At 60.4% G+C, this 25,873-nt stretch carries 21 protein-coding genes; 16 read left to right on the forward strand and 5 right to left on the reverse strand.

Features of this window, described 5'->3' with window-relative positions:
* Positions 1-35: 35 nt before the first annotated feature.
* Both K5R88_RS07490 and K5R88_RS07495 read left to right on the forward strand, forming a co-directional pair.
* Complete coding sequence (locus K5R88_RS07490) at positions 36-890, forward strand: LysR substrate-binding domain-containing protein (RefSeq protein ID WP_008027147.1); 855 nt, start codon at positions 36-38, stop codon at positions 888-890.
* Between the two features lie 91 nt (positions 891-981).
* On the forward strand, positions 982-1,875 hold the full coding sequence (locus K5R88_RS07495) for a LysR family transcriptional regulator (RefSeq protein ID WP_192228278.1): 894 nt from the start codon (positions 982-984) through the stop codon (positions 1,873-1,875).
* Here the strand turns inward: K5R88_RS07495 and K5R88_RS07500 are convergent.
* The 5 genes from K5R88_RS07500 to K5R88_RS07520 all read right to left on the reverse strand — a co-directional run bounded on the left by K5R88_RS07500 (position 1,863) and on the right by K5R88_RS07520 (position 6,903).
* Positions 1,863-3,035, reverse strand: coding sequence for a (R)-mandelonitrile lyase (locus tag K5R88_RS07500; protein WP_226299575.1), 1,173 nt, complete (start codon positions 3,033-3,035; stop codon positions 1,863-1,865). The genes K5R88_RS07495 and K5R88_RS07500 overlap by 13 nt on opposite strands.
* Before the next feature lie 18 nt (positions 3,036-3,053).
* Complete coding sequence (locus tag K5R88_RS07505) at positions 3,054-4,109, reverse strand: alpha/beta hydrolase (RefSeq protein ID WP_226299576.1); 1,056 nt, start codon at positions 4,107-4,109, stop codon at positions 3,054-3,056.
* Positions 4,110-4,169: 60 nt separating this feature from the next.
* A complete protein-coding gene (locus tag K5R88_RS07510) occupies positions 4,170-5,264 on the reverse strand; it encodes an alpha/beta hydrolase (RefSeq protein ID WP_226299577.1) in 1,095 nt (364 codons plus the stop codon).
* Positions 5,265-5,511: 247 nt separating this feature from the next.
* The gene (locus tag K5R88_RS07515) at positions 5,512-5,892 is read right to left on the reverse strand and encodes a RidA family protein (RefSeq protein ID WP_008027160.1); all 381 of its coding nucleotides are present in this window, start codon (positions 5,890-5,892) and stop codon (positions 5,512-5,514) included.
* A gap of 39 nt (positions 5,893-5,931) precedes the next feature.
* Positions 5,932-6,903 carry a bifunctional helix-turn-helix transcriptional regulator/GNAT family N-acetyltransferase gene (locus K5R88_RS07520; protein WP_226299578.1) on the reverse strand — a complete coding sequence of 324 codons (972 nt, stop codon included), beginning with the start codon at positions 6,901-6,903 and terminating at the stop codon, positions 5,932-5,934.
* Between the two features lie 207 nt (positions 6,904-7,110).
* Here K5R88_RS07520 and K5R88_RS07525 point away from each other — a divergent pair, with 207 nt between their 5' ends.
* The 14 genes from K5R88_RS07525 (at position 7,111) to K5R88_RS07590 (ending at position 25,781) form a co-directional block, all read left to right on the forward strand.
* Positions 7,111-8,421 carry a flavin-containing monooxygenase gene (locus K5R88_RS07525; RefSeq protein ID WP_223481220.1) on the forward strand — a complete coding sequence of 437 codons (1,311 nt, stop codon included), beginning with the start codon at positions 7,111-7,113 and terminating at the stop codon, positions 8,419-8,421.
* A gap of 21 nt (positions 8,422-8,442) precedes the next feature.
* Positions 8,443-8,859, forward strand: a complete 417-nt coding sequence (locus K5R88_RS07530; protein WP_008038953.1) for a RidA family protein — start codon at positions 8,443-8,445, stop codon at positions 8,857-8,859.
* A 121-nt stretch (positions 8,860-8,980) separates the two neighbouring features.
* Positions 8,981-9,658, forward strand: coding sequence for a DUF1028 domain-containing protein (locus K5R88_RS07535; protein WP_192228284.1), 678 nt, complete (start codon positions 8,981-8,983; stop codon positions 9,656-9,658).
* A complete protein-coding gene (argE, locus tag K5R88_RS07540; RefSeq protein ID WP_223449488.1) occupies positions 9,655-10,806 on the forward strand; it encodes an acetylornithine deacetylase in 1,152 nt (383 codons plus the stop codon). The genes K5R88_RS07535 and argE overlap by 4 nt, the downstream gene beginning before the upstream one ends.
* 364 nt (positions 10,807-11,170) lie before the next feature.
* Positions 11,171-12,586: a purine-cytosine permease family protein gene (locus K5R88_RS07545; protein WP_223449487.1), complete on the forward strand. Its 1,416-nt coding sequence runs from the start codon at positions 11,171-11,173 to the stop codon at positions 12,584-12,586.
* A 590-nt stretch (positions 12,587-13,176) separates the two neighbouring features.
* Positions 13,177-14,487 carry a nucleotide sugar dehydrogenase gene (locus K5R88_RS07550; protein WP_008027175.1) on the forward strand — a complete coding sequence of 437 codons (1,311 nt, stop codon included), beginning with the start codon at positions 13,177-13,179 and terminating at the stop codon, positions 14,485-14,487.
* A 57-nt stretch (positions 14,488-14,544) separates the two neighbouring features.
* Positions 14,545-16,026 carry a glycosyltransferase family 2 protein gene (locus K5R88_RS07555; protein ID WP_192228287.1) on the forward strand — a complete coding sequence of 494 codons (1,482 nt, stop codon included), beginning with the start codon at positions 14,545-14,547 and terminating at the stop codon, positions 16,024-16,026.
* A gap of 64 nt (positions 16,027-16,090) precedes the next feature.
* Complete coding sequence (locus K5R88_RS07560; protein WP_226299579.1) at positions 16,091-17,305, forward strand: alginate biosynthesis protein Alg44; 1,215 nt, start codon at positions 16,091-16,093, stop codon at positions 17,303-17,305.
* Positions 17,302-18,702, forward strand: a complete 1,401-nt coding sequence (locus K5R88_RS07565; RefSeq protein ID WP_226299580.1) for an alginate biosynthesis protein AlgK — start codon at positions 17,302-17,304, stop codon at positions 18,700-18,702. The genes K5R88_RS07560 and K5R88_RS07565 overlap by 4 nt, the downstream gene beginning before the upstream one ends.
* A gap of 41 nt (positions 18,703-18,743) precedes the next feature.
* Positions 18,744-20,132, forward strand: a complete 1,389-nt coding sequence (locus K5R88_RS07570) for an alginate export family protein (RefSeq protein WP_223415530.1) — start codon at positions 18,744-18,746, stop codon at positions 20,130-20,132.
* Between the two features lie 83 nt (positions 20,133-20,215).
* Positions 20,216-21,733 carry a mannuronan 5-epimerase AlgG gene (gene algG / locus K5R88_RS07575; protein WP_192228291.1) on the forward strand — a complete coding sequence of 506 codons (1,518 nt, stop codon included), beginning with the start codon at positions 20,216-20,218 and terminating at the stop codon, positions 21,731-21,733.
* A gap of 11 nt (positions 21,734-21,744) precedes the next feature.
* Positions 21,745-23,142, forward strand: coding sequence for an alginate O-acetyltransferase AlgX-related protein (locus tag K5R88_RS07580; RefSeq protein ID WP_226299581.1), 1,398 nt, complete (start codon positions 21,745-21,747; stop codon positions 23,140-23,142).
* Positions 23,142-24,254, forward strand: a complete 1,113-nt coding sequence (locus tag K5R88_RS07585) for a mannuronate-specific alginate lyase (protein ID WP_226299582.1) — start codon at positions 23,142-23,144, stop codon at positions 24,252-24,254. Before K5R88_RS07580 ends, K5R88_RS07585 begins: the two co-directional genes overlap by 1 nt.
* Positions 24,255-24,359: 105 nt before the next feature.
* The gene (locus K5R88_RS07590; protein ID WP_226299583.1) at positions 24,360-25,781 is read left to right on the forward strand and encodes a mannose-1-phosphate guanylyltransferase/mannose-6-phosphate isomerase; all 1,422 of its coding nucleotides are present in this window, start codon (positions 24,360-24,362) and stop codon (positions 25,779-25,781) included.
* The last annotated feature ends 92 nt before the right edge of the window (positions 25,782-25,873 follow it).

Genomic DNA, 25,873 nt, shown 5'->3' on the forward strand with positions numbered 1-25,873 from the left:
ATTTTGCAGAAAAGTGATTAGAGGAACTTATCAATATGCTCAAGCACTGGCCCCCGCTCAGCACCCTTCGCGGCTTTGAAGCAGCTGCCCGCTTGGGCAGTTTTCACAAGGCCGCCGACGAGCTGCACCTGACCCAATCGGCGATCAGCCAGCAGATTCGAACGCTTGAGGCGTACCTTGAGCAGCCGCTGTTTTTTCGCAGTGGACGCAGCGTCAGCCTGACCGATGCCGGCCACGATTTGCTCAGCACCACGCAGGCGTTGCTGCAGCAATTGTCGGTCGGCATTCGTCGTCTCGGGCAATACCAGAAACCCAATCAACTGGTGCTCAACACCACGCCGACGTTCGCTCGTCATTGGCTTCTGCCACGTCTGGGGGATTTTCGCCGGCAGCATCCGGAAGTCGATCTGTGGATTTTCAGCACCGATGAAGTCCCGGACATGACCACCCAGACCATCGACCTCGCGGTGCGCGATGACATCAGCTCCCAGGCCGAATGCAGCTTCAAGGTGCTGCACGCCGATCGCCTCTATCCGGCGTGTCATCCCGATGTATTGGCCGTGCCCATCGAACAGCGCACCACCCTGCACGGCGAGCGGGAAATGGACTGGAGCCATTGGGACGTCGAGGCCGGCATCGATGTGGGGCAGAAGGATCAGGGCTTGAATTTTTCCGACCCCGGGTTGCTGCTGGACGCGGCGTGTGCGGGGTTAGGGATTGCGCTGGTCAGCCAGCTGCTGAGTCGACAGGCGCGTGACAACGGACTGCTGCAACCGTTGGTGGAGGAAACCATTCGCGGGCCGAACTGGGCGTTGCTGACTCACCGTGACAGTGAGAACAATCCGTTGGCGCGAAGCTTCATCGAGTGGCTGCTGAACAACCTGACGTGACGCGGTCTTTTCGACATCCTGCAAAGCGCTTTCGCAGGCCTCAAGGTAAGCTCCTCGTTCCTCTTTGGAAACGTGACCCAGGGATGTACAAATGACCGTTGAAAGCTACGACCAACTCGCGATCTTCTCGGCCGTGGCGCAGGAGCGCAGTTTCACCCGCGCCGCTGCCAGGCTGGGCATGTCACAGCCCGCATTGAGCCGGGCCATGCGCCAGCTGGAGGAACGACTGGGCGTCAGGTTACTGTCTCGCACCACGCGCAGCGTATCTCCCACGGAAGCGGGCGAACACCTGCTGAAAGTGATCGCCCCAAGGTTCGAAGAGATCGACATCGAGCTGGCATTGCTCAGCGAATTCCGCGACAAGCCAGCAGGCAAACTGCGTATTACGGCCGGTGAGCATTCCGCGATTACGGTCCTGCAACCGGTACTCGCGAAGCTGCTGCCCGACAATCCCGATCTCAATATCGAAATCATCGTCGACTACGGCCTGACTGACATTGTGGCGGAAGGCTTCGACGCTGGTGTTCGGCTGGGTGAGCAGGTCGCCAAAGACATGATCGCCATGCGCATCGGTCCCGACATGCGCATGGCGGTTGTCGGCTCCCCGGCGTATTTCGCCCGGCATTCAAAGCCAGACATCCCGAGCGACCTCATGCAACACAACTGCATAACCTTGCGCATGCCGACTTACGGCGGCCTCTTTCTCTGGGAGTTCGAGAAGGATGGGCAAGAACTGAACGTACGCGTCGAAGGCCAAATGGTGTTCAACAACATCGCCATGCGCATGGAGGCCGCCCTTCAGGGGCTGGGGCTGGCCTATATGCCCGAAGACCTGGTGCAGGAGCATGTTGCGCAAGGCCGGTTGATTCGCGTGCTCGCGGATTGGTGCGAGCCGTTCTCGGGGTACCACCTCTATTACCCGAGCCGACGCCAGAGCTCGCCCGCCTTCGCACTGCTGCGCGAAGCCCTGCGCTATTTGGGCTGATTTGCCTGGGCAGCATTCAGCGCCGCGTCGGCACGCTTGGCCGCATCGGCATGACCTTGCGCCGCCAGCAGCCGGACCAATTGACGCAATTGCGAAACGCTCAGGCCGACCCGCAGGCTGGCGGCCATGTGCGAACGCAACTGTGACTCCACACCGGGAGTGACGGCCAACGCGGCGACCGTGGCCAACTCACGACTTTGCCAGTTAAGGTTGTCGCGCTCGAAAATATCGCCGAACAAATGCGCCTGCAGGTACTGGTTGATGACAGGGGCGAAGTCGAACAGCGGGCCCTGAACAGGCGCGCCGGCAATGCGGGTCTGATTGGCCTTGCCCACCGACAGCAGTTCACCACCGGTGGGAATGACACGACCGGGCTCGCGCCCCGGATCGTCCTGGATGCCGTTTTTCTTGCGCGCCTCCACAACCCTCATCAGCTCGCCAAGTGCGTTGAGACTGCGTGGAAAACCGGTGTAAGCGTAGAGTTGCACCAGTATTTCCTTCGCCTCGCTGACGGTCAGGCCCGCGTCCAGCCCCTGATTCAATGCAGCATTCAGCCCCGGCATGTTGCTGCTGGCCATGTGGGCAGCAATCAGCGGGATGGCTTGTTGCCTCGCGGACAGCACCTCGGAAGCGAGATTTTCGGTGGACATTGATGTCGGCGTCACGGGCTCGTGGGCGCGGTATTGATCGTCGGTGACTTTCTCCAGCCAATCCACACTTTTGCCATTCACAGCACCGGTCACCGCCAGATGGGTCATGGCACTTGACGGTGCGGCGCCGTGCCAATGCTTGACGCCCGGCGGGCAGACGATCACGTCGCCGGGGAGGATTTCCTGCACAGGCTTGCCCCACTCCTGGGTCAAGCCCACGCCGGAAACCACCACCAATCGCTGGCCTGCGGGATGGGTGTGCCAGGCCGAACGCGCACCCGGCTCGAAGGTCACGTAGGCGCTGGACGCATTGATTTCATTCGTGACGGGGAACAAGGGGTCGACGCGCACTTGCCCGGTAAAGTAATCCGCCGATCCCGCTGTGGAAGATTGGGAGCCTGCGCGACTGATCTGCTGAACGGACCGGGACTCACCGGCATTTTCAGCACCCGCAGCGCTGGCGAAGGGCGCTGCGACGCAAACCGCGATCCCCAAAAGAGTGTTTTTCATAATGACCGATCCCTCAAGTCAGAGCGTTCTGGCGTAAAACGCGTTCAACTGCGCAATGGCGACGTCCACATACTCAGGCACCCAATAGGTTTCGATATGAGTTGCGCCATCGATGGTGAACAGCTTCTTGTCCTGTGTACCGGTGGCCTTGGCAAAGGCTTGCTCCGACATATACAGGCTGTCCGCCTTGCTGCCCGCGATCATCAGCAACGGCTTGTCGATCAGTTCGATCTGATCCGTCGCATCGAAGCTCATCAGGTCCAGCAGGCTGCTCAGGGTGTATCTGAAGGTCGAGTTGGGGTGAGCATGAGTCTTGCCGTAGTACTCAAAACCCTGCCGATACAAATCAAATGGCAGCTTGGCGATCTGCTCGTTGGTGAGTTTGGCATCGCCGGTGTAGAGAATTTCTCCGCCTGCCGCCTCCTGGGCACGGGCAGCCGAAGCCTGCCGTAAACGCTCCTGAACGGTGGACAGCTGCGAATCCCTGTAGCCATTGCGCCGTACCAGTCCGGAATTGAACATGCTCACCGTTGCGATGGACTGGAAGCGCTTGTCGGTTTGCGCCGCCTTCAATGAATAGCCGCCACCGCCGCAGATACCGAGCAAGCCCAAACGCGAGTCGTCGGCGCCCGGATAGCCGGCGATAAAGTCCGCCATGCCATGGATGTCTTCGACGCGGTTCGTTGGTTTGTCGACGTTGCGCGGCTGACCGCCACTGCCTCCCTGATACGCCGCATCCGCAGTGATCGTGATATAGCCCTGATCTGCCAGGCGCTGGGCATACAGGCCTGCAACCTGCTCCTTCACCCCGCCATTGGGATGCGCCACGACAACAACCGGGTACTTCTTCGCCGAGTCATAGTTCGCGGGGGTGTAAACGTTGGCGGCAATGTCCAGGCCATTGAGTTTGTAGGTGACCGGATGGATGTTGACCTTTCCGGGCTCGTTCTTCGTCAGCGCGCCACCGTAGGTCAATGTGAATGGGTTCTGCTTGTAGTCCCCTGCCTCGACTTCGGCTCCGGACATCCCGATCATGGCGGCCAGGAATGTGGCCTTTATCGTGGTTCGCGTCATATGAATATTCCTGCCAATTCCTGTTTCCAAGGTGCACGGCAGCCATGGCCGTGCGCGTAATCAATCAAGATTTTTTTCTGCGAGGAAGGTCGAAACCAGGTCCGCGATCTCGATGTTGTTCAAGTCAGAAAACGGGAAGTGGCTATTGCCCTTGATCCCGATCTCCGGCAAATGAATGAGCTTTACGTCACCGCCATGGCGATTCACCGCATCACGCCACAGGCGCGCCATCTCCAGACGGGCACGCCAGCTGTCCTGAGCAGGCAAACGAACCGGTTTGTCGGGGATGTTGTCGCCGTAGAAGATGAGGATGGGGATACGGGTCAGCGCTTCGAACTGTTCCTTCGAGACGATCTGTGCCGAGACTGTGTCGAATGCGCTGGGGATCGGCGCGGGGCCTTCCCCCTCGGGAAACACGAAGCTGCTGCCCGGTTCAAATGCGACGATAGCCCGCACATGGCGGCTCTTGATCGCCGTCAGCCAGCCGGGTCCGCCACCTTGCGAGTGGGTAAACAGAATGGCCGGCCCCGTCTTTTCCAGCAGCGCGGATACGCCATCGGATACGACCTCAATGTCATAAGGGCCGGTGTTGGGTGTCATCGAGCGGAAGAACTGCTCCAGCGCCTGCGGCCCCCGAGGGAATTGGCTGCCCTCGAAAGTGTCGGGCCACAGGCCAATGCGGAACTGGTTGAACCACATCTGCTCGTCCGCCACCGGTTTGATCGTCGTTTCAACCAGACTGCGTCCGGCATCGCCACGGCGCGGCTGGTCGATCAACCAGGTGGAGAAGCCGCGACGCAGGAAGATGTTCTGAAACCCTTCGCGTCCGTCAGCCGTCGTTTCCCAGGATTTCGCAGACTGCCCCGCGCCATGCCACATGACAATCGGCAACGGGCGAGCGTCAACCGGGACCTGGTAGAACGCATACACATGGTCGCCATGGTAGCTTTGGCCATCAGACAGGGCAGGCTTGTACGGGTCAAAGATGCCCGGCTGAGTCTCAACCCTCCCGCCGGCAATCACGCTGCCCTGCTCCTGGATGACCAGCGGACTGCGCTCGTCCGCTTCGGCGACCGCAGAGGTGCACAGGGCAAAACACAGGGTGCCTGCCTTTGCCAGGGCTGAAACACGATAGAGAATAACGGGATGGGTCATGGGGTGCTCTCGGCGAGAAACGCAGAGAAGCAACTTACCCTCAGACTATTGATTGATAAACAGTACTAATCGGATAGCACTGATACCAAAATCACATAAATGTGATGAGAAAGCCCAACACTTTCCCTGTAGGAGCGAGCCTGCTCGCGATGGAGGCCAACGATAACGCGGGCTTTCTGAATAAGCGCGTTGCGCCTGAGTTCATCGCGAGCAATCGAGCGTCGACCGGCTGCTCCTACCATTTTGCTCAGCCCTTGGCCGCCATCGCGGTCACTTCCACACGCATGCCTTCAACTGCCAGCGAGGCCACGCCCACTGCTGCACGCACCGGCCACGGCTTGGCGAAGAAGCGCTTGTACACCTCGTTGAACGCGGCGCGGTCGGCCATGTCGGTGAGGTAGATGGTCAGGTGCATGACGCGGTCCATGGAACTGCCGGCGCGCTCCAGCGCAACCTTCAATGCCTGCAACGTGCACTCGCTCTGCAGGGTGATGTCGCCCAGTTCCAGGCTGCCGTCGGCGCGGGTCGGGATCTGCGTGGAGACCAGGATGCCGTTGAAGCCGGCCACGTCGGAGGAGATGGAATCCGCGTCGGGATCAGGGGTGAAGGTGATGTCTTGGTTCGCCATGGGGTTCTCTTGTTCGGGGAAGTAAAAAGTGTGGGGAGTTTACAGCTTCACCGGGTGACTTGCGCCTCCCCTGCGGCGGGTGAATTGCTGCTCAGTCACCACGCTGCCCCACTGACTGCCTTGCTGTTCGTGGGTCAGCTCAAAACCTGCGGCTTCATAAAGTCGACGCGCGGCGTCCAGGCCCTTGAACGTTGCCAGCTCGATCGCCTCGAAGCCGAACCGGTCGCAGAACTCCACCGCCTCGCGCAGCAACTGGCGCCCCACCCCGCCACCACGGCAACCGTCGTCAAGGATGAACCAGCGCAGGTGGGCCTGGTTATTGCCCAGATCCTGCCCGTCGATGGCAATCGAGCCGACGATGCGATCATTCACTGTCGCCACCCAGAGGTTGTTGCAGGGCTGGTCCAGACGCCCCACGAACTCAGCGATGCCACTGGCGACCTTGCTCTCGAAAAACTGCCCGAACCCTGAGTGCCTCGCGTAAAAGGCAGCATGCATTTCAGTCACACGCCCAACGACACCGGGACGGTAACCGACGCAGATCTCGACCGGGTTGCCCGGCGCTTTTCCTTCGCCGGTACGGTGTGCATTCAGGGCGTGGGCATACGCCGCCAGCCCTTGGGCGACCGCTTGTTGTTGTGATGGATTCAAGTGTTCCAGCGCCGTTTGGACCTGCGTTCGCCCATAAGCATGGATCGCAGTCACTGTGCGCCGGCCCTGCTTCGTCAATTGCAGGCGCTTGACGCGACCATCGCTGTCGGCGCTCTCCACCAGCTCGCCGGCCTTGATGAGCTTGGCCACCATGCGGCTGACACTGGACTTGTCCAGATCGAGCAATTGCACGAGTTGAGCGGCGGTCAGCGCCAGGTGTGCCTCGATCTCCAGCAGCGCGTGTACGGCAGAAGGTGAGTAGTCGGTCGCCGCCAGCGTGGCGCGCATGAAGCCCAACTCACGCACCATCGTGCGCGACGCAGAGCGGATTTCTTCAACCAGAGCGGGATGAGTGGTCACTTCAGGCCTCCCCTGAAAATTAGTTGCACCATACAACCATATTTCAACGCGAGGGTTCAACAGGCGCTGAGTCAAACGCTCTGCATCAGTTATTTATACTCAAATGCCAGCTTAATAATATTTTACCGATAACAGGGTCATCCCTAGTCTTGAGCCCAAGAAATGGCAGGCCGTTCGCGACCTAAATCCAACTCGAAGGGTATAGAGATGACCACTGAAAAAATAAAAACAGATACGCTGATTGTTGGTGCCGGTCAGGCTGGCGTGGCCATGAGTGAACACCTGAGCAAACTCGGCGTGCCGCACCTGGTGCTGGAGCGCAACCGTATCGCCGAACGCTGGCGCACCGGGCGCTGGGATTCGCTGGTGGCGAATGGTCCGGCGTGGCACGACCGTTTTCCGGGCCTTGATTTTGACGACCTCAGCCCCGACGAGTTTGCGCCGAAAGAACGCGTGGCCGATTACTTCGAAGCCTACGCGAAGAAATTCAACGCGCCGATCCGCACCGGCGTGGACGTGCTGAAAGTTGAACGCAACGTTGGCCGTCCGGGTTTCACCATCGAAACTTCTGAAGGCGTGATCGAGGCCAACCGTGTGGTCGCCGCCACCGGGCCTTTCCAGCGGCCGGTGATTCCGCCGATTGCGCCGCAGGATCAGCCTTTCCTGCAAATCCACTCCGCCGATTATCGCAACCCGCAGCAGCTGCCTGAAGGCGCAGTGCTGGTGGTTGGCGCCGGTTCGTCCGGCGTGCAGATCGCCGATGAATTGCAGCGGGCCGGCAAGCAGGTTTATCTCTCGGTCGGCGCCCACGACCGCCCGCCTCGCGCCTATCGCAACCGTGATTTCTGCTGGTGGCTGGGGGTGCTTGGCGAGTGGGATCAAGCGGCGATGAAGCCCGGTCGCGAACACGTGACCATCGCGGTCAGCGGCGCACATGGCGGCCGTACGGTGGACTTCCGTGGCCTCGCTCATCGCGGCATGACGCTGGTCGGCCTGACCCAGGCGTTCAACGGCGGCGTGGCGACCTTCCAGCCAAACCTGGCCGAGAACCTGGCGCGTGGCGACGAAAATTATCTGGCGCTGCTCAACGCCGCCGACGCCTACATCGAACGCAATGGCCTGGACCTGCCGCAAGAACCGGAAGCGCGCATCACCTTCCCCGATCCGGAGTGCGTGACCCATCCGATTCTTGAGCTGGACCTGGCCAAGGCCGGCGTGACCTCAATCATCTGGGCCACCGGTTTTGCCACGGACTACAGCTGGCTGAAGGTCGATGCCTTCGACGACAAGGGCAAGCCGCAGCATCAACGCGGTGTGTCGAGCGAACCGGGGGTGTATTTCCTCGGTTTGCCTTGGCAGTCCCGTCGCGGCTCTTCGTTCATCTGGGGCGTTTGGCATGACGCCAAGTACGTGGCGGATCACATCGCCATTCAGCGTTCGTACCTCGACTACCACGATGCGGCGCAACGCGAGGCGGAAGTTGTTTCGCTCGCCCCTAAAAAAACTGTCAGCGCTTAAGCCATTTTCCAGGAGCTTCACATGTCCACGCCAACCCATACCCGTATTCGCATGTTCAACACCAAGGAAACCTACCCGAACCAGAGCCTGGACAATGACCTGTGCCAGGCGGTCCGCGCTGGCAATACGGTTTATGTCCGTGGCCAGGTCGGGACTGATTTCGAAGGCCGTCTGGTGGGCCTTGGCGACCCGCGTGCGCAAACCGAGCAAGCCATGCGCAACGTCAAGCAGTTGCTGGAAGAGGCCGGCAGCGACCTCAGTCACATCGTCAAAACCACGACTTACCTGATCGATCCGCGGTATCGCGAGCCGGTGTATCAGGAAGTCGGGAAGTGGTTGAAAGGCGTGTTTCCGATTTCGACCGGGTTGGTGGTGTCGGCGCTGGGGCAGCCGCAGTGGTTGATGGAGATTGACGTGATTGCGGTGATTCCCGAGTAGACCGAGTCGCGGCCTTCGCGAGCAAGCTTCGCTCCTACAGGTGATCCGGATTTCCTGTAGGAGCGAAGCTTGCTCGCGAAGAGGCCCGCCCAGACACCTCATTTGCCAAGGAGTAAAACCCATGACCTTCTCCATCGCCGCCCGTTGCCCCGAAACCGGTCAGTTCGGCATCGCCATCAGTTCTTCCAGCATCGCCGTCGGCGCCCGCTGCCCGTGGCTGCTGCCGGGCGTCGGCGCCGTCTCCACGCAAAACATCACCCTGCCCTCCCTCGGTCCGGACGTCCTCGCCCTGATGGAGCAAGGCCTCGCCCCCTTCGATGCGCTGGACAAGGTCCTCACGCGCAACGGCTACAGCCAATACCGGCAGATCACCGCCATCGACCACCTCGGCCAGACCGCCCACTTCAGCGGTGCGCAAACCCTGGGCAACCACAACGCCGTGTCCGGCGAACAATGTGTGGCCGCCGGCAACATGCTTGCGGACCGGGGCGTGATCGAGGCGATGGTCGAGGCCTTCGAACACGGCGAAGGTCAACTCGCCGACCGCCTGCTCGCCGCGATGAAAGCCGCCATCGCCGCTGGTGGCGAAGCCGGGCCGGTGCATTCGGCAGCGATGGTGGTGGTCGGCGAACTGACCTGGCCGATCATCAACCTGCGAGTCGACTGGGCGGACAACGATCCAATCGGTCAGCTCGAAAAACTCTGGGATGCCTACCGCCCACAAGTCCAGGACTACATCGACCGTGCCCTCGCCCCGGACAAATCCCCCGGCTACGGCGTCGCCGGAGACGACCGATGAGCAGCAGCCGCGACGTGCTGCAAACCCTGGTGGCGTTCGACACCACGAGCCGCGAATCGAACCTGCAGCTCATCGAGTTTGTCCGTGACTACCTCGCAAGTCTCGATGTGCCTTGTGAACTGATCTACAACGAGCAGCGCAGCAAGGCCAATCTGTTTGCCACGATCGGCCCGGCGGACAAGCCGGGCATCGTGCTCTCGGGACATACCGACGTGGTGCCCGTCGATGGCCAGCCATGGACCGTTGCGCCGTTCGAACTGAGCGAGCGCGATGGCAAGTTGTATGGTCGCGGTACGGCGGACATGAAGGGCTACATTGCTTGCGTGCTTGCCCTCGTTCCGTCCTTGGTAAACGCTTCGCTGAGACTGCCGGTGCACATCGCGCTTTCGTACGATGAAGAAGTCGGCTGCCTCGGTGTACGTTCCTTACTGGCGGAGCTGGAACAACGCCCGGTCAAACCGATGCTCTGCATCATTGGAGAACCGACTGAGCTGAAACCGGTGCTCGGGCACAAAGGCAAACTGGCGATGCGCTGCGATATTCATGGCGAAGCGTGCCATTCGGCGTATGCGCCGCTTGGGGTCAATGCCATTGAGTACGCCGCCGAATTGATCGGCGAACTGGGACGAATCGGTAACCGACTGAAAGCGCCCGAGCATCACGATGCGCGTTTCGATCCGCCATTTTCCACCGTACAAACCGGTGTGATTTCCGGTGGCAAAGCGTTGAACATTGTCCCGGCCGATTGCCGGTTCGACTTCGAAATACGCGCGTTGCCCTCGCATGATCCAAGCGAAGTCGCCCAGGAATTGAAAGCCTACGCCGAGCAGCAAGTGCTGCCGCGAATGCGTGCGGTCAGTGAACAGAGCGAGATTCGCTTCAGTGAGTTGTCGGCGTATCCCGGATTGGCGACGGATGCACACAGCGAAGCGGCTGAGTTGATCGCTGCATTTTCCGGCTCCAGGGAATTTGGAACAGTGGCCTTTGGCACCGAGGGCGGCCTGTTCGATGCTGCAGGAATTCCCACTGTCGTCTGTGGCCCCGGCAGCATGGATCAGGGCCATAAACCGGATGAGTTCGTCAGCCTCGAACAATTGAACCGCTGCGATGAAATGCTGCAACGAATGCTCGCGTTCATCAGCCTGTAGGAGCCAGCTTGCTGGCGATGGCGGTCTCACAATCGCTATCGCCGGCAAGCCGGCTCCTACAGGTGGCGTGGTGATTCAACGCCCCCGAACACCCCAAATAACCCTGTAGGAGCCGGCTTGCCGGCGATGGCGGACTAACATTCAACACCTGTGTTGACTGACACTCCGCTATCGCGAGCAGGCTCGCTCCCACAGGGTTTTTGGGCGACCCGTGGACCTACTTTTTTTAACGTCTGTACCAACAAAACTACTAATTTATCTATCGCTACCCACCGCACATCATCAACTCCAACAAGAAAAGCGTCGCCCCACGCGGCGCTCACCGAAGTACGTCCACGTACTCAAAATTGCCTTGGAGTCCGTCATGGTTACCGCAGCAACAACCCCCGCCCCACTCATCGAAAAACACACCATCGGCTACGTGCCACCCGAAGATCGCCACGGCAAAACCCGTGACTTGTTCACCCTCTGGTTTGGCGGCAACATCGCCCCGCTGCCCATCGTCACCGGCGCCCTCGGCGTGCAGATGTTTCACCTCAACCTGGTGTGGGGCATTGTCGCCATCCTCGTCGGCCACCTGGTCGGCGGCGTGCTGATGGCACTGCACTCGGCGCAGGGCCCGCAGATGGGCATCCCGCAAATGATCCAGAGCCGCGCCCAGTTCGGTTCCCTCGGCGCGCTGCTGGTGGTGCTGATCGCCGGCATCATGTACATCGGCTTCTTCGCCTCCAACATCGTCCTCGCCGGCAAGTCCCTGCATGGCGTGGTCGACAGCGTGCCAGTGCCGGTCGGCATCGTCATCGGTGCCCTCGGTTCCGGCATCATCGGCATCATTGGCTATCGCTTCATCCACGTGCTCAACCGCATCGGCACCTGGGTGCTCGGCGCGGGTATCGTGCTCGGCTTCGGCTACATCTTCACCCACGTGCAGACCGCCGACTTCCTCACACGCGGCAGCTTCAACATTTCCGGCTGGCTCGCCACCGTGTCCCTTGCCGCACTCTGGCAGATCGCTTTCGCGCCTTACGTCTCCGACTACTCGCGCTACCTGCCGGCCAACGTGCCCGTCGCCGCAACCTTCTGGACGACTTATCTGGGCACTGTGCTCGGCTCCAGCCTCTCGTTCATCTTCGGCGCAGTCGCCGTCCTCGCCACGCCCGTCGGCATGGACACCATGGACGCCGTCAAACTCGCCACCGGCTCCATCGGCCCGTTGATGCTCGTGCTGTTCCTGCTCAGCGTCATCAGCCACAACGCCCTCAACCTCTACGGCGCGGTGCTGTCGCTGATCACCCTGGTGCAAACCTTCGCCTACCGCTGGATCCCCACCGCCAAAAGCCGCGCCATCCTGTCGATCATCCTCCTCGCCGCCTGCTGCTTTGCCGCCGTCGGCGCCTCCGCCAACTTCATCGGCCACTTCGTCGACATGGTGCTGGTGTTGCTCGTGGTGTTGGTGCCATGGACCGCGATCAACCTGATCGACTTCTACGCCATCCACAAAGGCCAGTACGACATCAATTCGATCTTCAAGGTCGATGGCGGCATCTACGGCCGGTACAACCCGCAGGCACTGTTGGCGTATGCGATCGGGATCGTGGTGCAGATTCCATTCATGAACACGCCGCTGTACGTCGGGCCGATTTCGCAGCACATCAATGGGGCTGACCTGTCCTGGCTGGTGGGCCTGATCATCACCTCGCCGCTCTACTACTGGCTGGCCAATCGCGACACCGCGTACAAGCGCCGACTCTCCATCGGGAAACTGGCCAATAGCCTCTAACTCCCCCGCATTTCAACCTTAATAAAAAACCGCATCAATGCGGTTTTTTATTGCTTGATCATATTATGCAGCTCCAAGATATTTACTATCACGCATAATAAAAACGCCAATAAAACCGTTATTGAAAATTTGACATGTCTCAGCAACTTTACACTCTAAGAAAAAATTGATCTGGCTGATTGCAAAATTGTAACGCTGGCGTTGCACCGCGCCAGTGCCGCTTCAAAAAAACGATATAGGCGCCTGCCTGATTTTGGTGCAAAAATACATATTCTACTCATATTTCCAAACGAAATAAGTTAGTTACCTTGCTGTTTTTATTAGTATTTTTTATTCGCAATTCACACATTGTCTTTTGGCACCTTCCTTGTAACCCCCACTCTTTATATTGCTGGCGCGAACTGTTCGAAATTCCTGTTAAAAAAAATGACAGTGCCAGGAAGATGTTTGTCTACACTCTTGGTTCTGCGTTTGCGGACCCGAAAAACACGTTGAACCAAACTGCCGCTTAGTTAGCCAAATAGAGCAACTGTCGGCCTGTGTGGCATGCCGATGGCCATCCGAAATCCGGGTATATGGGGAACTTACCAATGCGTATCAGCATATTTGGTCTGGGGTATGTGGGCGCTGTATGCGCGGGCTGTCTCTCTGCTCGCGGTCATGACGTAATCGGCGTGGATGTCTCGCAAGTCAAGATTGACCTGATCAACCAGGGCAAATCGCCTATCGTCGAGCCCGGCCTGGAACCGCTGCTCGAACAGGGGGTGAATTCAGGGCGGCTACGCGGCAGCAGTGATGTAAAGGCGGCCGTGATGGACACGCAAATGTCGTTCCTCTGCGTCGGAACGCCCTGCAAGAAGAATGGCGATCTGGATCTGGTCTACATCGAGTCGGTCTGCCGCGAGATCGGCGAAGCCCTGCACACCAAGGACAGTTGGCATACGGTGGTGGTGCGCAGCACGGTACTGCCGGGCACCGTCAAGAATGTGGTGATCCCGATACTGGAAGACTGTTCCGGCAAGAAGGCCGGGGTCGACTTCGGTGTGGCGATCAACCCGGAATTCCTGCGCGAAAGTACGGCGATCAAGGACTACAACTGTCCGCCCATGACAGTGATCGGTGAACTCGACCAACGCAGCGGTGACCTGCTCGCCTCGCTCTTTCAAGAGCTGGACGCGCCGCTCCTGCGCCGCAGTATCGAAGTGGCCGAGATGATCAAGTACACCTGCAATGTCTGGCACGCGACCAAAGTCACCTTCGCCAATGAGATCGGCAATATCGCGAAGGCTGCCGGCGTGGACGGTCGCGACGTGATGGACGTGGTCTGCCAGGACACCAAACTCAACCTGTCGCGTTATTACATGCGCCCCGGATTCGCGTTCGGCGGTTCCTGCCTGCCCAAGGATGTGCGTGCGCTGAACTACCGCGCCGGGCAACTGGATGTCGAGCACCCGCTGCTGGCGTCGATCATGCGCAGCAATGCGGCGCAGGTTCAGCGAGCCTTCGACATCATCACCAGTTACGGCAAGCGGCGTATCGCCCTGCTCGGCCTGAGCTTCAAGGCCGGCACCGATGACCTGCGCGAAAGCCCGCTGGTGGAGTTGGCCGAAATGTTGATCGGCAAGGGCTACGACCTGCATATCTTCGACCGCAACGTTGAATACGCGCGCATCTACGGCGCCAACAAGGACTACATCGAATCGAAGATTCCGCACCTGGCTTCGCTGCTACGCGCAGACCTTGTGAAGGTGATCGACGAGGCAGAGGTGATTGTGTTGGGTAACGGTGACGAGTCCTTCAGAGCCCTCGCGCTTGAGGTGCCCGAGGGCAAGCAGGTGGTTGACCTGGTGGGTTTCATGCCACACACCAGTGACGATCAGCTCGAAGGCATCTGCTGGTAAGAGAGCCACCGAACTGCAACCCGGGTAATACGGGATTATCGAACAGGAGTCACAAGTATGGCTGGTGCCAGGGATTACTTGCGCGAAGCGGCGGGCTGGCTGTTTTACGTCACCGCGTTGCTGGGGCTTGCATTGCTGCTGCCGCGCTCAGTGTTCGATCCCCAATCCAGGGACTTTCTCCTGTTGCTGGGGGCGGTCGGCATCTGGCGCTACTCGATGGGGGCTGTCCATTACATACGAGGGTTACTGTTCCTTTATCTGGTGTTCCCCTACTACAGACGCAAAGTCACCCGGCTCGGCAGCATTGCCGACCCGTCGCACGTGTTTTTGCTGGTCACCAGCTTTCGGATCGAGGCGTTGACCACGGCGCAGGTTTACCGCTCGGTGATTGAAGAGGCCATCGGTTGTGGTTACCCGACCACGGTGGTCTGTTCCATCGTCGAGCTCGCCGATGAATTGCTGATCAAGGCACTCTGGGACAGCTATACCCCGCCGGAGCAGGTCAAGCTGAGCTTCGTGCGGATTCCCGGCACCGGCAAGCGCGACGGCCTGGCCCATGGTTTCCGGGCAATCTCCCGGCACGTGCCGGACGCCGATGCGGTGGTGGCGGTGGTCGATGGCGACACCGTGCTCTCCGCCGGGCTGGTACGTCAGACCGTGCCCTGGTTCAAGCTCTTTCCGAACGTCGGCGGGTTGACCACCAATGAGTTCTGCGAGGTACGCGGCAGCTACCTGATGAGCGAATGGCACAAGCTGCGGTTCGCCCAGCGGCACATCAATATGTGCTCGATGGCACTGGGCAAGCGGGTGCTGACAATGACCGGGCGGATGTCGGTGTTCCGCGCCCAGGTGGTGACCGATCCCGGATTCATTCAAGACGTCGAGCGCGATTATCTGCAGCACTGGCGCCTGGGACGTTTTCGCTTTTTGACCGGTGATGACAAGTCCAGTTGGTACAGTCTGATGCGGCTGGGCTACGACACCTTTTATGTGCCCGACGCGGCGATCAACACCGTCGAGCATCCACCGGAAAAGAACTTCATCAAGGCCAGCCGCAAGCTGATGTTCCGCTGGTATGGCAATAACCTGCGGCAGAACTCACGGGCCTTGCACCTGGGCGTGCGGCGGCTGGGCTGGTTCACCTCGCTGGTGCTGCTCGACCAACGCGTATCGATGTGGGCCAGCCTGCTCGGGCCGTCGGTGGCGATCATTGCCAGCCTCAAATACAGCATCGCCTACTTGCTGATTTATGTGCTCTGGATCGGCGTGACGCGCCTGATCCTGAGTCTTCTGTTGCTGGCGTCGGGGCACCCGGTCGGCCCGGCTTATCCACTGATTCTCTATTACAACCAGCTGGTCGGCGCCATGGTGAAGATCTATGTGTTCTTCCGTCTCGACCAGCAATCGTGGACGCGCCAGAAAACCAAACTCGACCGTGGGCTGGCGAGCTATCAGCGCTGGTTCAATACCTGGTCGTCGCGGGCCATGACGTTTTCGGCGGGCAGCGTGTTTTGCGCGCTGCTGATGTGGATTGTGTAGTGCAGGTGTCAGGGCCGTGGCAGGCCGTGCCGGATCGGACTCAATCGATGGGAAGGAACGCGTTATGAACACAGCTTTTGTTGCTGTTGATGACAATGTCGTGCACGAGTCGGAGGTGCAGCGTCAGCATGCGCGGCTGACTCTGCCGGCGAGGATCAAGTTTCACGGGCCGGACCGGGAGCCGTTCGATTGCGAGCTGATCGACTTGTCAGCCGGTGGATTCAGCCTGAGTCAGCCGGGTACAACGCTGATCGTTGGCCGGCAACACAAAGGCAAACTGGTGTTCCAGGTCGATGCGCTGGGGTTTGCCATCGACGTGGAGTTTGTCGTGCGCTCGATTAACGACGAGGGGCAGCGCATAGGTTGCGAGTTTCAAAACCTGCGCCCTCGTGCGATTTCCGCCTTGCGTTACGTGATCACCTCTTACCTCTCGGGCGGGGTGATCAGCCTGGGTGACATGCTCTCGACCCAGCAGCGCGACAACTTCACCAAGCCGCGAAAGCACGAAAGCGGCCACGGCATGGGCATTCTCGCTCGCGTGCGGGCCACCGCGGCAAGCCTGCTGATGTTCCTGGTGGGTCTGTTTGCCTTTGGTTATGTGGTGCACCAGTTGTATGGCATTTATTTCGTCACCCATGCCGAATCGGCGCGGGTCAATGTGCCCGGCCAGTTGATCGGCCTGCCGCGCGACGGCAGCGTCAATTCGTTGGTCAAAGTGGGGTCGGTGGTGGCCAAGGGCGCCCCGCTGGCAACCTTTTCCGCCTCGCTGCTGGATGTGATGAAAGGCAACCTGCCGCCCGGACAGGCGACCCCGGAAAACCTTGAGCGCCTGTTCAGCCGAACCCTGCAAGGTTCGCTGACCAGCCCTTGCGATTGCCGGGTGGTGTCGCAGTTGGTGCCGGATGGCCAGGTCGTCGGCAAGGGCACCACGGTGTACGAGTTGATGCCGATCGACGGTGTGGCAACCATCGAGGCGCGCTTCCCCTACAAGAATTTTGCCAAGATCCAGCCCGGCAAAGCGGTGAGCTTCCAGCTGATCGGCGAAGAACAGCCACGCGCAGGCAAAATCACTGCGGTGGCGCTGGACAACGGCGGCCTGGCTTCGGACCTGCGGGTCACCATTGAGCCTGACAGCCCGTTGCAAACCGATCAGGCCGGGCGGCCGGTGGAGGTCAGTATCGAAGACCTGCAAGGCAATGTCTGGGTGCAGAGTGCCTCGGCGGCCAATGCCTGGGTGAAAAACACCTGGGCGAATAAAGTCATGGCGGCCGGAAAATGAACGGCGCATGGCGATCGGGGCTGCGGCTTTCCGCGCTGGCCGTTGCCCTGACAATGATTCATGGGTGCGGCACCCTCCCCGATCAAGGCTTGGCGCGCGAAGCCATGGCGCGCGGCGATTATGAAACGGCTCGCAAGAACTACGCGCCGCTGGCCGAGGACGGCTATGCCGACGCGCAGGCCGGAATGGGCGACTTGACGGCCTCGGCGGGCGACCCGGCGAGCCTGAAAGAGGCTGAGGGATTGTACCGGCAGGCTGCGCCGGAATCGGTCAAGGCGCAGTCACGTCTGGGCCGCGTGTTGCTTCGTCAGGGACCGACGGATCCCAAGCAAGTGCAAGAGGCCCGGCAATTGCTGGAAGGCGCGCTGGACAAAGGCGAGTTCAGTGCAGTGGTGCCGCTGACCTTGTTGTACCTGGGGTACCCGCAACTGACGCCGGGGGTGGATCCGCAACAGAAGGTCAACAGTTGGCGCGCCCAGGGCATTGTCGAGGCAGACATGGCGCAAATCCTGATTTACCGCAATCAGGGCACCTATAACGCTCACCTGCCGCAGATCGAGCAGATGTGCCGGGCGAGACTGGCATTACTCGATGCCTGTTATGTGGAGCTGGCCACTATCAACCGAATGCGCGCCCAGCCCAAGGCGCAAGCCGACTTGCTGGCGCAGTTGCGCCAGGGTTGGCGCGAGGGACGAGTCGCGCCCTTGCGGGTCGAGTCGGTGGCACGCGTTCTGTCGACGCCGACACTCGAAGGCCCGGCCGATCCGCAAAGCGCCCAGCGCCTGCTCGAAGAACTGGCACCCGACTATCCACCGGCCTGGACCAGCCTGGCGCGGCTGATCGACGACTACCCCGCCCAAGGCGATGCGCCGCAATTGCTCTCGGCCTTGCAGCGCGGGCGCGAAGCGGGCGATCCACGGGCGGAACTGCTGACCGGGCGCCTGTATTACCTCGGCAAATGGCTGCCGCAGGACCCGCGCCTGGCGCAAGAGCACCTGCTCAAGGCGGCCGCCGCTGGTGAAGTCGGGGCGCATTACTACCTCGGCCAGTTGTACCGGCGCGGTTATCTGGGCCAGGTCGAACCACAGAAAGCGTTGCAACACTTGCTGCTGGCAGCGCGCAACGGTTCGCCCAATGCCGACCTGGCGCTGGCGCACATGTTTTCCGATTCACGCGGGGTCAAGGTCAATCGAATCAATGCTTTTGTCTTTGCGCAACTCGCGCAACGCCAGGGCGTGGTAAATGCGGGGCCAGTGCTGTCGGCCGTGCAGTCGGGGATGACCCCGGCAGAGAGGAAAATCGCGCAGCCCTTACTTGAGGAAGAAGCTCAGGCCCGTCTGACGGGCGCGGCTCTCGCCAGGCTGCAAACTCCGGAAAATGGACAGGACTTACTATGAAACAAGCACTGTTGGCAGGTTATGGTCTGGGAGTTTCGCTGATGTGCAGCGCCGGTCTGGTGCTGGCGGCGGAAGTGGCGCCGAAGAATTTCGGCCTGGATGTGAAGATTACCGGCGAGTCGCAGGACGACCGGGACCTGGGCACTGCACCCGGTGGCACCCTCAACGATATTGGCCTCGACCTGCGCCCCTGGGCCTTTGGCCAATGGGGCAACTGGAGCGCCTATGTGATGGGCCAGGCGGTAGCGGCGACCGACACCATCGACACCGACACCGTGAACAACGGCGTCGACGACAGCAACACCCGTGAAGCGGATGACAGCTACCTGGCGCTTCGCGAATTCTGGGTCGACTATTCAGGCATCACGGCCTATCCGGGCGAGCATCTGCGCCTGGGGCGCCAGCGTCTGCGCGAGGACAGCGGCGAGTGGATGGACACCAACATCGAAGCGCTCAACTGGACCTTCGAAACCACGCTGCTGCGCAGCCACGTCGGCGCCGCTCAACGCTTTTCCGACTACCGCACCGACCTGGACGACCTGGCGCCGGAAGACAAAGACCGCTCCCATGCCTTCGCCGACATCTCTACGCAATGGACGCCCAACAATTGGGTCGGCCTGCGCGTACATCACTCGGAAGACAGCGGCAATCTGCCGGACCCCGGTGACCGGCTCGACACACTCGACAAGACCACCACCGGCAGCCTGACCTGGGTCGGCCTTGAAGCGAACGGTGACGGCTACAACTATCGCTCGACGATGCCGCTCAATTACTGGATCAACGCAACCTGGCTGACCGGCGATCGCGACAACCTCAACAGCGTGATCGTCCCTTCCGGCGATCGAATCGCGACAGGCCACACCAGCGGCGACGTCAATTCCTGGGCCGCGGACCTGGGCTTGCGCTGGAACATCGATGACGCCTGGCGCCTCGGTGCTGCCGCCGCCCGTGGCGATGGCGGCGGTAACGACCAGGAGAACCAGTTCCAGCAAACCGGCCTGCAAAGCAACCGCTCGAACTACACCGGCACGCGCTCACGGGTACACCGCTTCGGCGAAGCCTTTCGCGGTGAACTGAGCAACCTCCAGACAGCAACGCTGTTCGGCGCCTGGTCGTATCGCGAGGACTACGACGCCAGCCTCGTCTACCACCGCTTCTGGCGGGTCGACGACCAGACGGAAACCGGCGACGACGGGATCATCAATGCGGCGCTGGTGGACGGCGAGAAGGACCTGGGCCAGGAAGTCGATCTGGTCATGACCAAGTACTTCAAGCAAGGCCTGTTGCCCGCGAGCATGGTGGATTGGGTCGACGAACCCTCGGCACTGATCCGCCTGCGCCTGGGCGTGTTCTTCCCCGGTGACGCCTACGCCAACGACACCGATTCGAGCATGCACCGGGCGTTCATCGATTTCGTCTGGAAAATCTAGGACCCGGTGGCTGCCCGCGCTGAAGCCATCGCGGGCAACGGCACATTGATCACAACCGGCTGCCTTTTGGATGAGTGAGACTTATGGACCGTGTCGTCAAGATAGGACTGATGCTCGCCGCAATGCTGTTGGTGCAGACGGCAGGTGCCAGTGCGGCAGGTGACCTCCTGATACCGCGCTACAGCATCAGCGAGGCTCCGGGAAAACCGTTGCTGATCAAGGAACCGAAAATGCCCGACCTGTCCGGCTATACCGCCGAGGCAGTCGCCGCGAAGATTGCCTACAAGCCCGCCGGCCGTGCCTTGATCCAGCCGATGCTCAAGGAAAACGCGCTGGACGAGTTCATCGGTGGCCAGGACCGCTTCAAGGAATGGGTGGTGCGCCAGAAGCAAATGCCCGTGGCGATCTTCATCGACCGTGGCTACATGAGCCTGACGCAACTGGCACGCAGCCTGCCACAGACAGCCCTGCGCGAGACCGCACCGGGAGTGTTTCTGGCGCGCTTGCCGATCGTCATCCGTCCCGGCGGGACGCTGCATATCGACAAGTCGGTGAAGGAATTGCGCTTGTCCCAGGACGGCGGTTCGTTCCTGGTCAACGACGGCAAACTGTTCATTACCGATACCAAGGTCAGCGCCTGGAGCGAGAAAGACGACAGTCCGGCCTGGTTCAAAAAAGAGGAAACGTTTCGCCCGTTCCTGATCTCCTGGGGCGGCACCGAAACCTACATCGTCAACAGCACCATCACCAGCTTTGGCTACACCGAGAGCAAGAGCTATGGGGTGAGTATTTCCCAGTACAGCCCGAGCATGGCGCCGAAGATGAAGCGCAAAAAACCGACCGGCTGGCTGATCAATTCGCAGTTCATCGACAACTATTTCGGCTTCTATTGCTACGAGGCCGACGACGTGGTGATTCTGCGCAACACCTATCGCGCAAACATCGTATATGGCATCGACCCGCACGACCGTTCGCGCCGGCTGATCATTGCCCATAACGATGTCTTCGATACCCACAAGAAGCACGGCATCATCCTCTCGCGCGAGGTCAACGACAGCTGGATCATCTACAACCGCACCTACAACAATCATCTGTCGGGCATCGTCCTGGACCGTTCCAGCGTCAATAACCTGCTGGCCTACAACGAAACCTACAAAAACCGTTCCGACGGCATCACCTTGTACGAGAGCGGCAATAACCTGATCTGGCGCAACCGCGCGGCGGACAATGACCGACACGGGATCCGCGTGCGCAACAGCACCGGCGTGCGCCTGTACGAAAACGAGCTGATGGCCAACGCCCTGACCGGGATCTATGGCCACACCAAGGATTTGCGTGGCAGCGACCGCGATCTCAAGGAAGACCCTTACGAAGCCAAACTGTCGCTCACCGTGGTCGGCGGCAAGCTGATCGGCAACGGTTCCAGCCCCATCGCCGTGTTTTCACCCTCGCGCCTGGAACTCTATGACTTGACCTTTCTCGCGCCGCAGAAACAGGACGGCCTGGCCTTCACCGGTTTGCTGGGGGACGTCCAGGGCGACTTGATGGACATCCTCCTGCGCCGCCACGCCGCCGCACTAATTCTGCCCGAGACACTGTGAGGAGCCTGCCGATGAACACCTTTCATGGATTTGCCGCGCTTGGCCTGCTGTCCATGTCGATGGGGGCACAGGCGCAGCCGCAGTACACGGCCGAGGCCTGCTGTCAGCTGTGCCCGCAAGCGGCGCAGGCAACCTATTACGAGCCACCGGAACTGAAAAACTACGCGACGCTGGTGGAGGCCAAGGACCAATGGCTCTTCCGCACCCGTAGCGATTTGCGCACCGACTTCGGCCTTGATGAAAGCGGTTACAAAGCCCTCAAGCGCCTGCGCGACGGGCTCGCCCAGCGTGGGGTCGAACTGGTGTTGGTGATGCCACCCAGTCGCGGCCTGCTGCACGCCGACCGCCTGACGCCGCTGGAACTGGCCAGCTTCGATCAGGCCAGGGCCCGGCAAAACTACCTGCAAACCCTGGACCGGGTGCGCGACCTGGGCATTCTGGCGCCTGACTTTGCCAACCTGCTGAGCTCGCCACAGCCCGCCGGCCAGCCCTTCTACTTCAAGGGCGATCACAACTGGACGCCCTATGGCGCCGACCGCAGTGCCCAATTGGTAGCCCAGACGCTCAAGGGCAACGATGTGCTCAAGGCGTTGCCGCATCAGGTCTTCGCCAGCCAACCGGCCGGCCTGTTGGGACGCTCGGGCACGCTGCAAAAAGCCGCCGCACAGATCTGCGGCAACGGCTATGCGGCGCAGTATGTGACCCGTTATCAAACCCGCGCCCAAGGCGATTCCAAGGGCCCGGCCAAGGTCGCATTGATCGGCACCAGCGCCAGCAGCGAGCTGTTCAACTTCCCCGGTTTCCTTGAACAATATCTGCAGACGCCAGTCCGCAACTTCAGCGTACCGGGCGGTGGCTACGATGATTCGTTAATCGCCTACCTGCTCGGCGACGACTTCCAGAACGCCCCGCCGGCGATGCTGGTGTGGGAAACCGACAACCTCGACAGCCTCGGCAAACCCAGCTTCTACCGCCAGGCAATGGCGGCGCTGAGCGATGGCTGCGACAACCAGTCCCCGCTGCTCAAAAGCCAGGCGACCCTGCACAGCGGGCGCAATCAAGTGTTGTTCAACGGCAGTGGCGGCAACGTGTATCCGATCAAGGGCAATCGTTATCAGGTCGACCTCAAGTTCGCGGATCCTGGCGTGCGTCTGTTGAACGCGACCCTGACCTACCTGAACGGTCGCCAGGAAAACCTCAGCTTGAGCCGTTCGCCGACGGTCAATACCCAGGGCCGCTTCGCCTTCGAGCTGCGCGGCGACGGGGATTGGGGCGAACAGACGCTTCTTTCCATGGACGTGCAACCGCCGCCGGGAATGACCACCACAGGGCTTTCGACCCGACTGTGCGTCAAACCCGCCATCACGGCAGCACCGACCCTGCGCACCGCGCAGACGGAGGAAAACTGATGCGCCCGGCACACTGGGCCGCCATTGGCGTGGCCTTCATTCTGATGGGGCCGATCATGCAGGCGGCCGCACAACTTCGCCCACCGCAGGGCTATTACGCGCCGGCCACAGAGAAAAAGGGCGACGCGCAGAGCTGTCCGGCGACGCCCAAACCCTATACCGGCGACCTGTTGATCCCCAGCAAATACGAAGGCTCGGGCAAGGCTCGGGATCAGCTCAACGCAGAATCCAACAAACGCTACAAGGAAATGTCCGGCGAAATCAACGAACTGGAAAAAGGCGTCAACAAACAAGTCGCCGCCTATCTGCGGCTCGGCCGCCCCGGTCATGTGGACTGCACGTTGAGCTGGCTGGGCGATTGGGCCAAGGCACAGGCGTTGCTGAGCACCACCTACACCCACACCGGCAAGTCGATGCGCAAATGGGCGTTGGGCAGTATTTCTTCGGCGTACCTGCGGCTCAAGTTTTCGCAATCACAGCCATTGAAGGGCCGTGAAGCGCAGACCCGTCCCATCGAAGCCTGGATCGGCAAGCTCGCCGAACAGGTAGTGCGGGACTGGCGCGACCAACCGCTGGACCGCCTCAACAATCACCAGTATTGGGCGGCATGGTCCGTCATGGCGGCCTCGGTGGTGGTCGACCGGCGCGACCTGTTCGACTGGTCGGTCGCACAGTTTCGCATCGGCGCGTCACAGGTCGATGCAGATGGATACCTGCCCAACGAATTGGGCCGCGACACCCGTGCTCTGGCTTACCATAACTACGCGATGGGGCCGCTGATGATGATCGCCTCCTTCGCCCAAGCCAACGGCGTCGACCTGCGCGAAGAGAACAACGGCGCCATGCGGCGTCTGGCGACGCGCGTGGAAGAAGGCATCAAGAATCCAGGTTTGTTCGAACGCAAGACCGGCCACAAGCAAGCACTCGAAGACCTCAACGAGGATGGCAAGTTTGCCTGGCTGGAACCGTACTGCGCCCTATACGACTGCTCAGCGCAAACCAACCGCTGGCGCCAATCGGTCGAACCGATGAAAAACTACCGCCTGGGCGGCGACATCACCCAGCTGTTTGCAGACCAGAAAGACCAGGTGCAACAGCCGGCACGCCCCTGATTGCGGCCACTTTGAATTGAGCTTGTGTTTCAAATAATGGAAGGCAGTCCTTCGCTGTTCGAAGCGCCTTCATATCGAACGATGAAGGTGTGGGAGGAAAGAAAAATGATTCCAGTCATTCTGTCCGGGGGCAGTGGTTCCCGGTTGTGGCCATTGTCACGCAAGCTGTATCCCAAACAATTCCTGAGCCTGGCCGGCGAAGGATCACTCTTTCAGCAAACCTTGCAGCGCCTGGCGTTCAACGGTATCGGCAAACCTATCGTGGTGTGTAATCAAGAGCATCGCTTCCTGGTCAACGAACAACTTGCCGCCATCGGCTGCACGCCGCAGGCGATCCTGCTCGAACCCTTCGGCCGCAACACCGCACCGGCGGTGGCGCTGGCAGCCCTCAAGCTGATTGCCGAAGGCCGCGATGAGCTCATGCTGGTCCTTCCGGCCGACCATGTGATCAGCGACGTCCCCGCCTTGCGCGCCACACTGGAACACGCAGAGCAAGAGGCGCTCAAAGGCAATCTGGTGCTGTTCGGCATTCCGGCGACGCGTCCGGAAACCGGCTTCGGCTACATCAAGGCCGACTGCAGCGATGCGGACGCCCATGCCTTCAAGGTCGAGCAATTTATCGAAAAACCCGACCAGCAAACCGCCGCCGAATTTGTCCGCTCCGGCGAATACTTCTGGAACAGCGGCATGTTCCTGTTCCGTGCCAGCCGCTACCTCGAAGAGCTGCGCACTCACGAACCGGACATGTACGACACCTGCGTGATGGCCCTGGAGCGCAGCCCCAGCAGCGACGGCGTGACCAGCATCGATCGCGTCACCTTCGAATGCTGCCCGGACAACTCCATCGACTACGCGGTAATGGAACGCACCCACCGCGCGTGGGTCGTCCCGCTCAGCGCTGGCTGGAGTGACGTCGGTTGCTGGTCGTCGCTGTGGGATGTGCACGAAAAGGACACCGACGGCAATGTGCTCAAGGGCGATGTCGTCAGCTACAACAGCCGCAATTGCTTCGTCCATGGCAGCAGCAAACTGGTGACCCTGCTCGGGGTGGAAGACCTCGTCGTGATAGAAACCGAAGATGCACTGATGGTCGCGCACCGCGACACCGTGCAAGACGTGAAAAAACTGGTGAATGCGCTCGACGCCCAAAATCGCTCGGAAACCCAGAACAACTGCGCGGTGTATCGCCCCTGGGGCAGCTACCACTCGGTGGACAACGGCATCCGCCACCAGGTCAAGCACATCACCGTCAAACCGGGCGCGCAACTGTCCCTGCAAATGCACCACCACCGCGCCGAACACTGGATCGTGGTCTCCGGCACCGCCCAGGTGACGTGCAATGAAAAGGTCTTCCTGCTGACGGAAAACCAGTCCACCTACATTCCGATTGCTTCGGTGCATCGGCTGGCCAACCCCGGGAAAATTCCGCTGGAGGTGATTGAGGTGCAGTCCGGGAGTTATTTGGGTGAGGATGATATTGAGCGGTTGGAGGATGTTTATGGGCGGAATCAGCAGGTCAAGAATTGAGCCCATTCAGTAACCCCACCGAATACCATGAAGAGGTTATCAATTAAACAGTAACTTGTCGGATGCACTTTGAGTGGTTACGCTGAGCCTTA

Origin of the sequence: Pseudomonas sp. MM213 (assembly GCF_020423045.1) — a bacterium.
Classification (GTDB): Bacteria; Pseudomonadota; Gammaproteobacteria; order Pseudomonadales; family Pseudomonadaceae; genus Aquipseudomonas; species Aquipseudomonas migulae.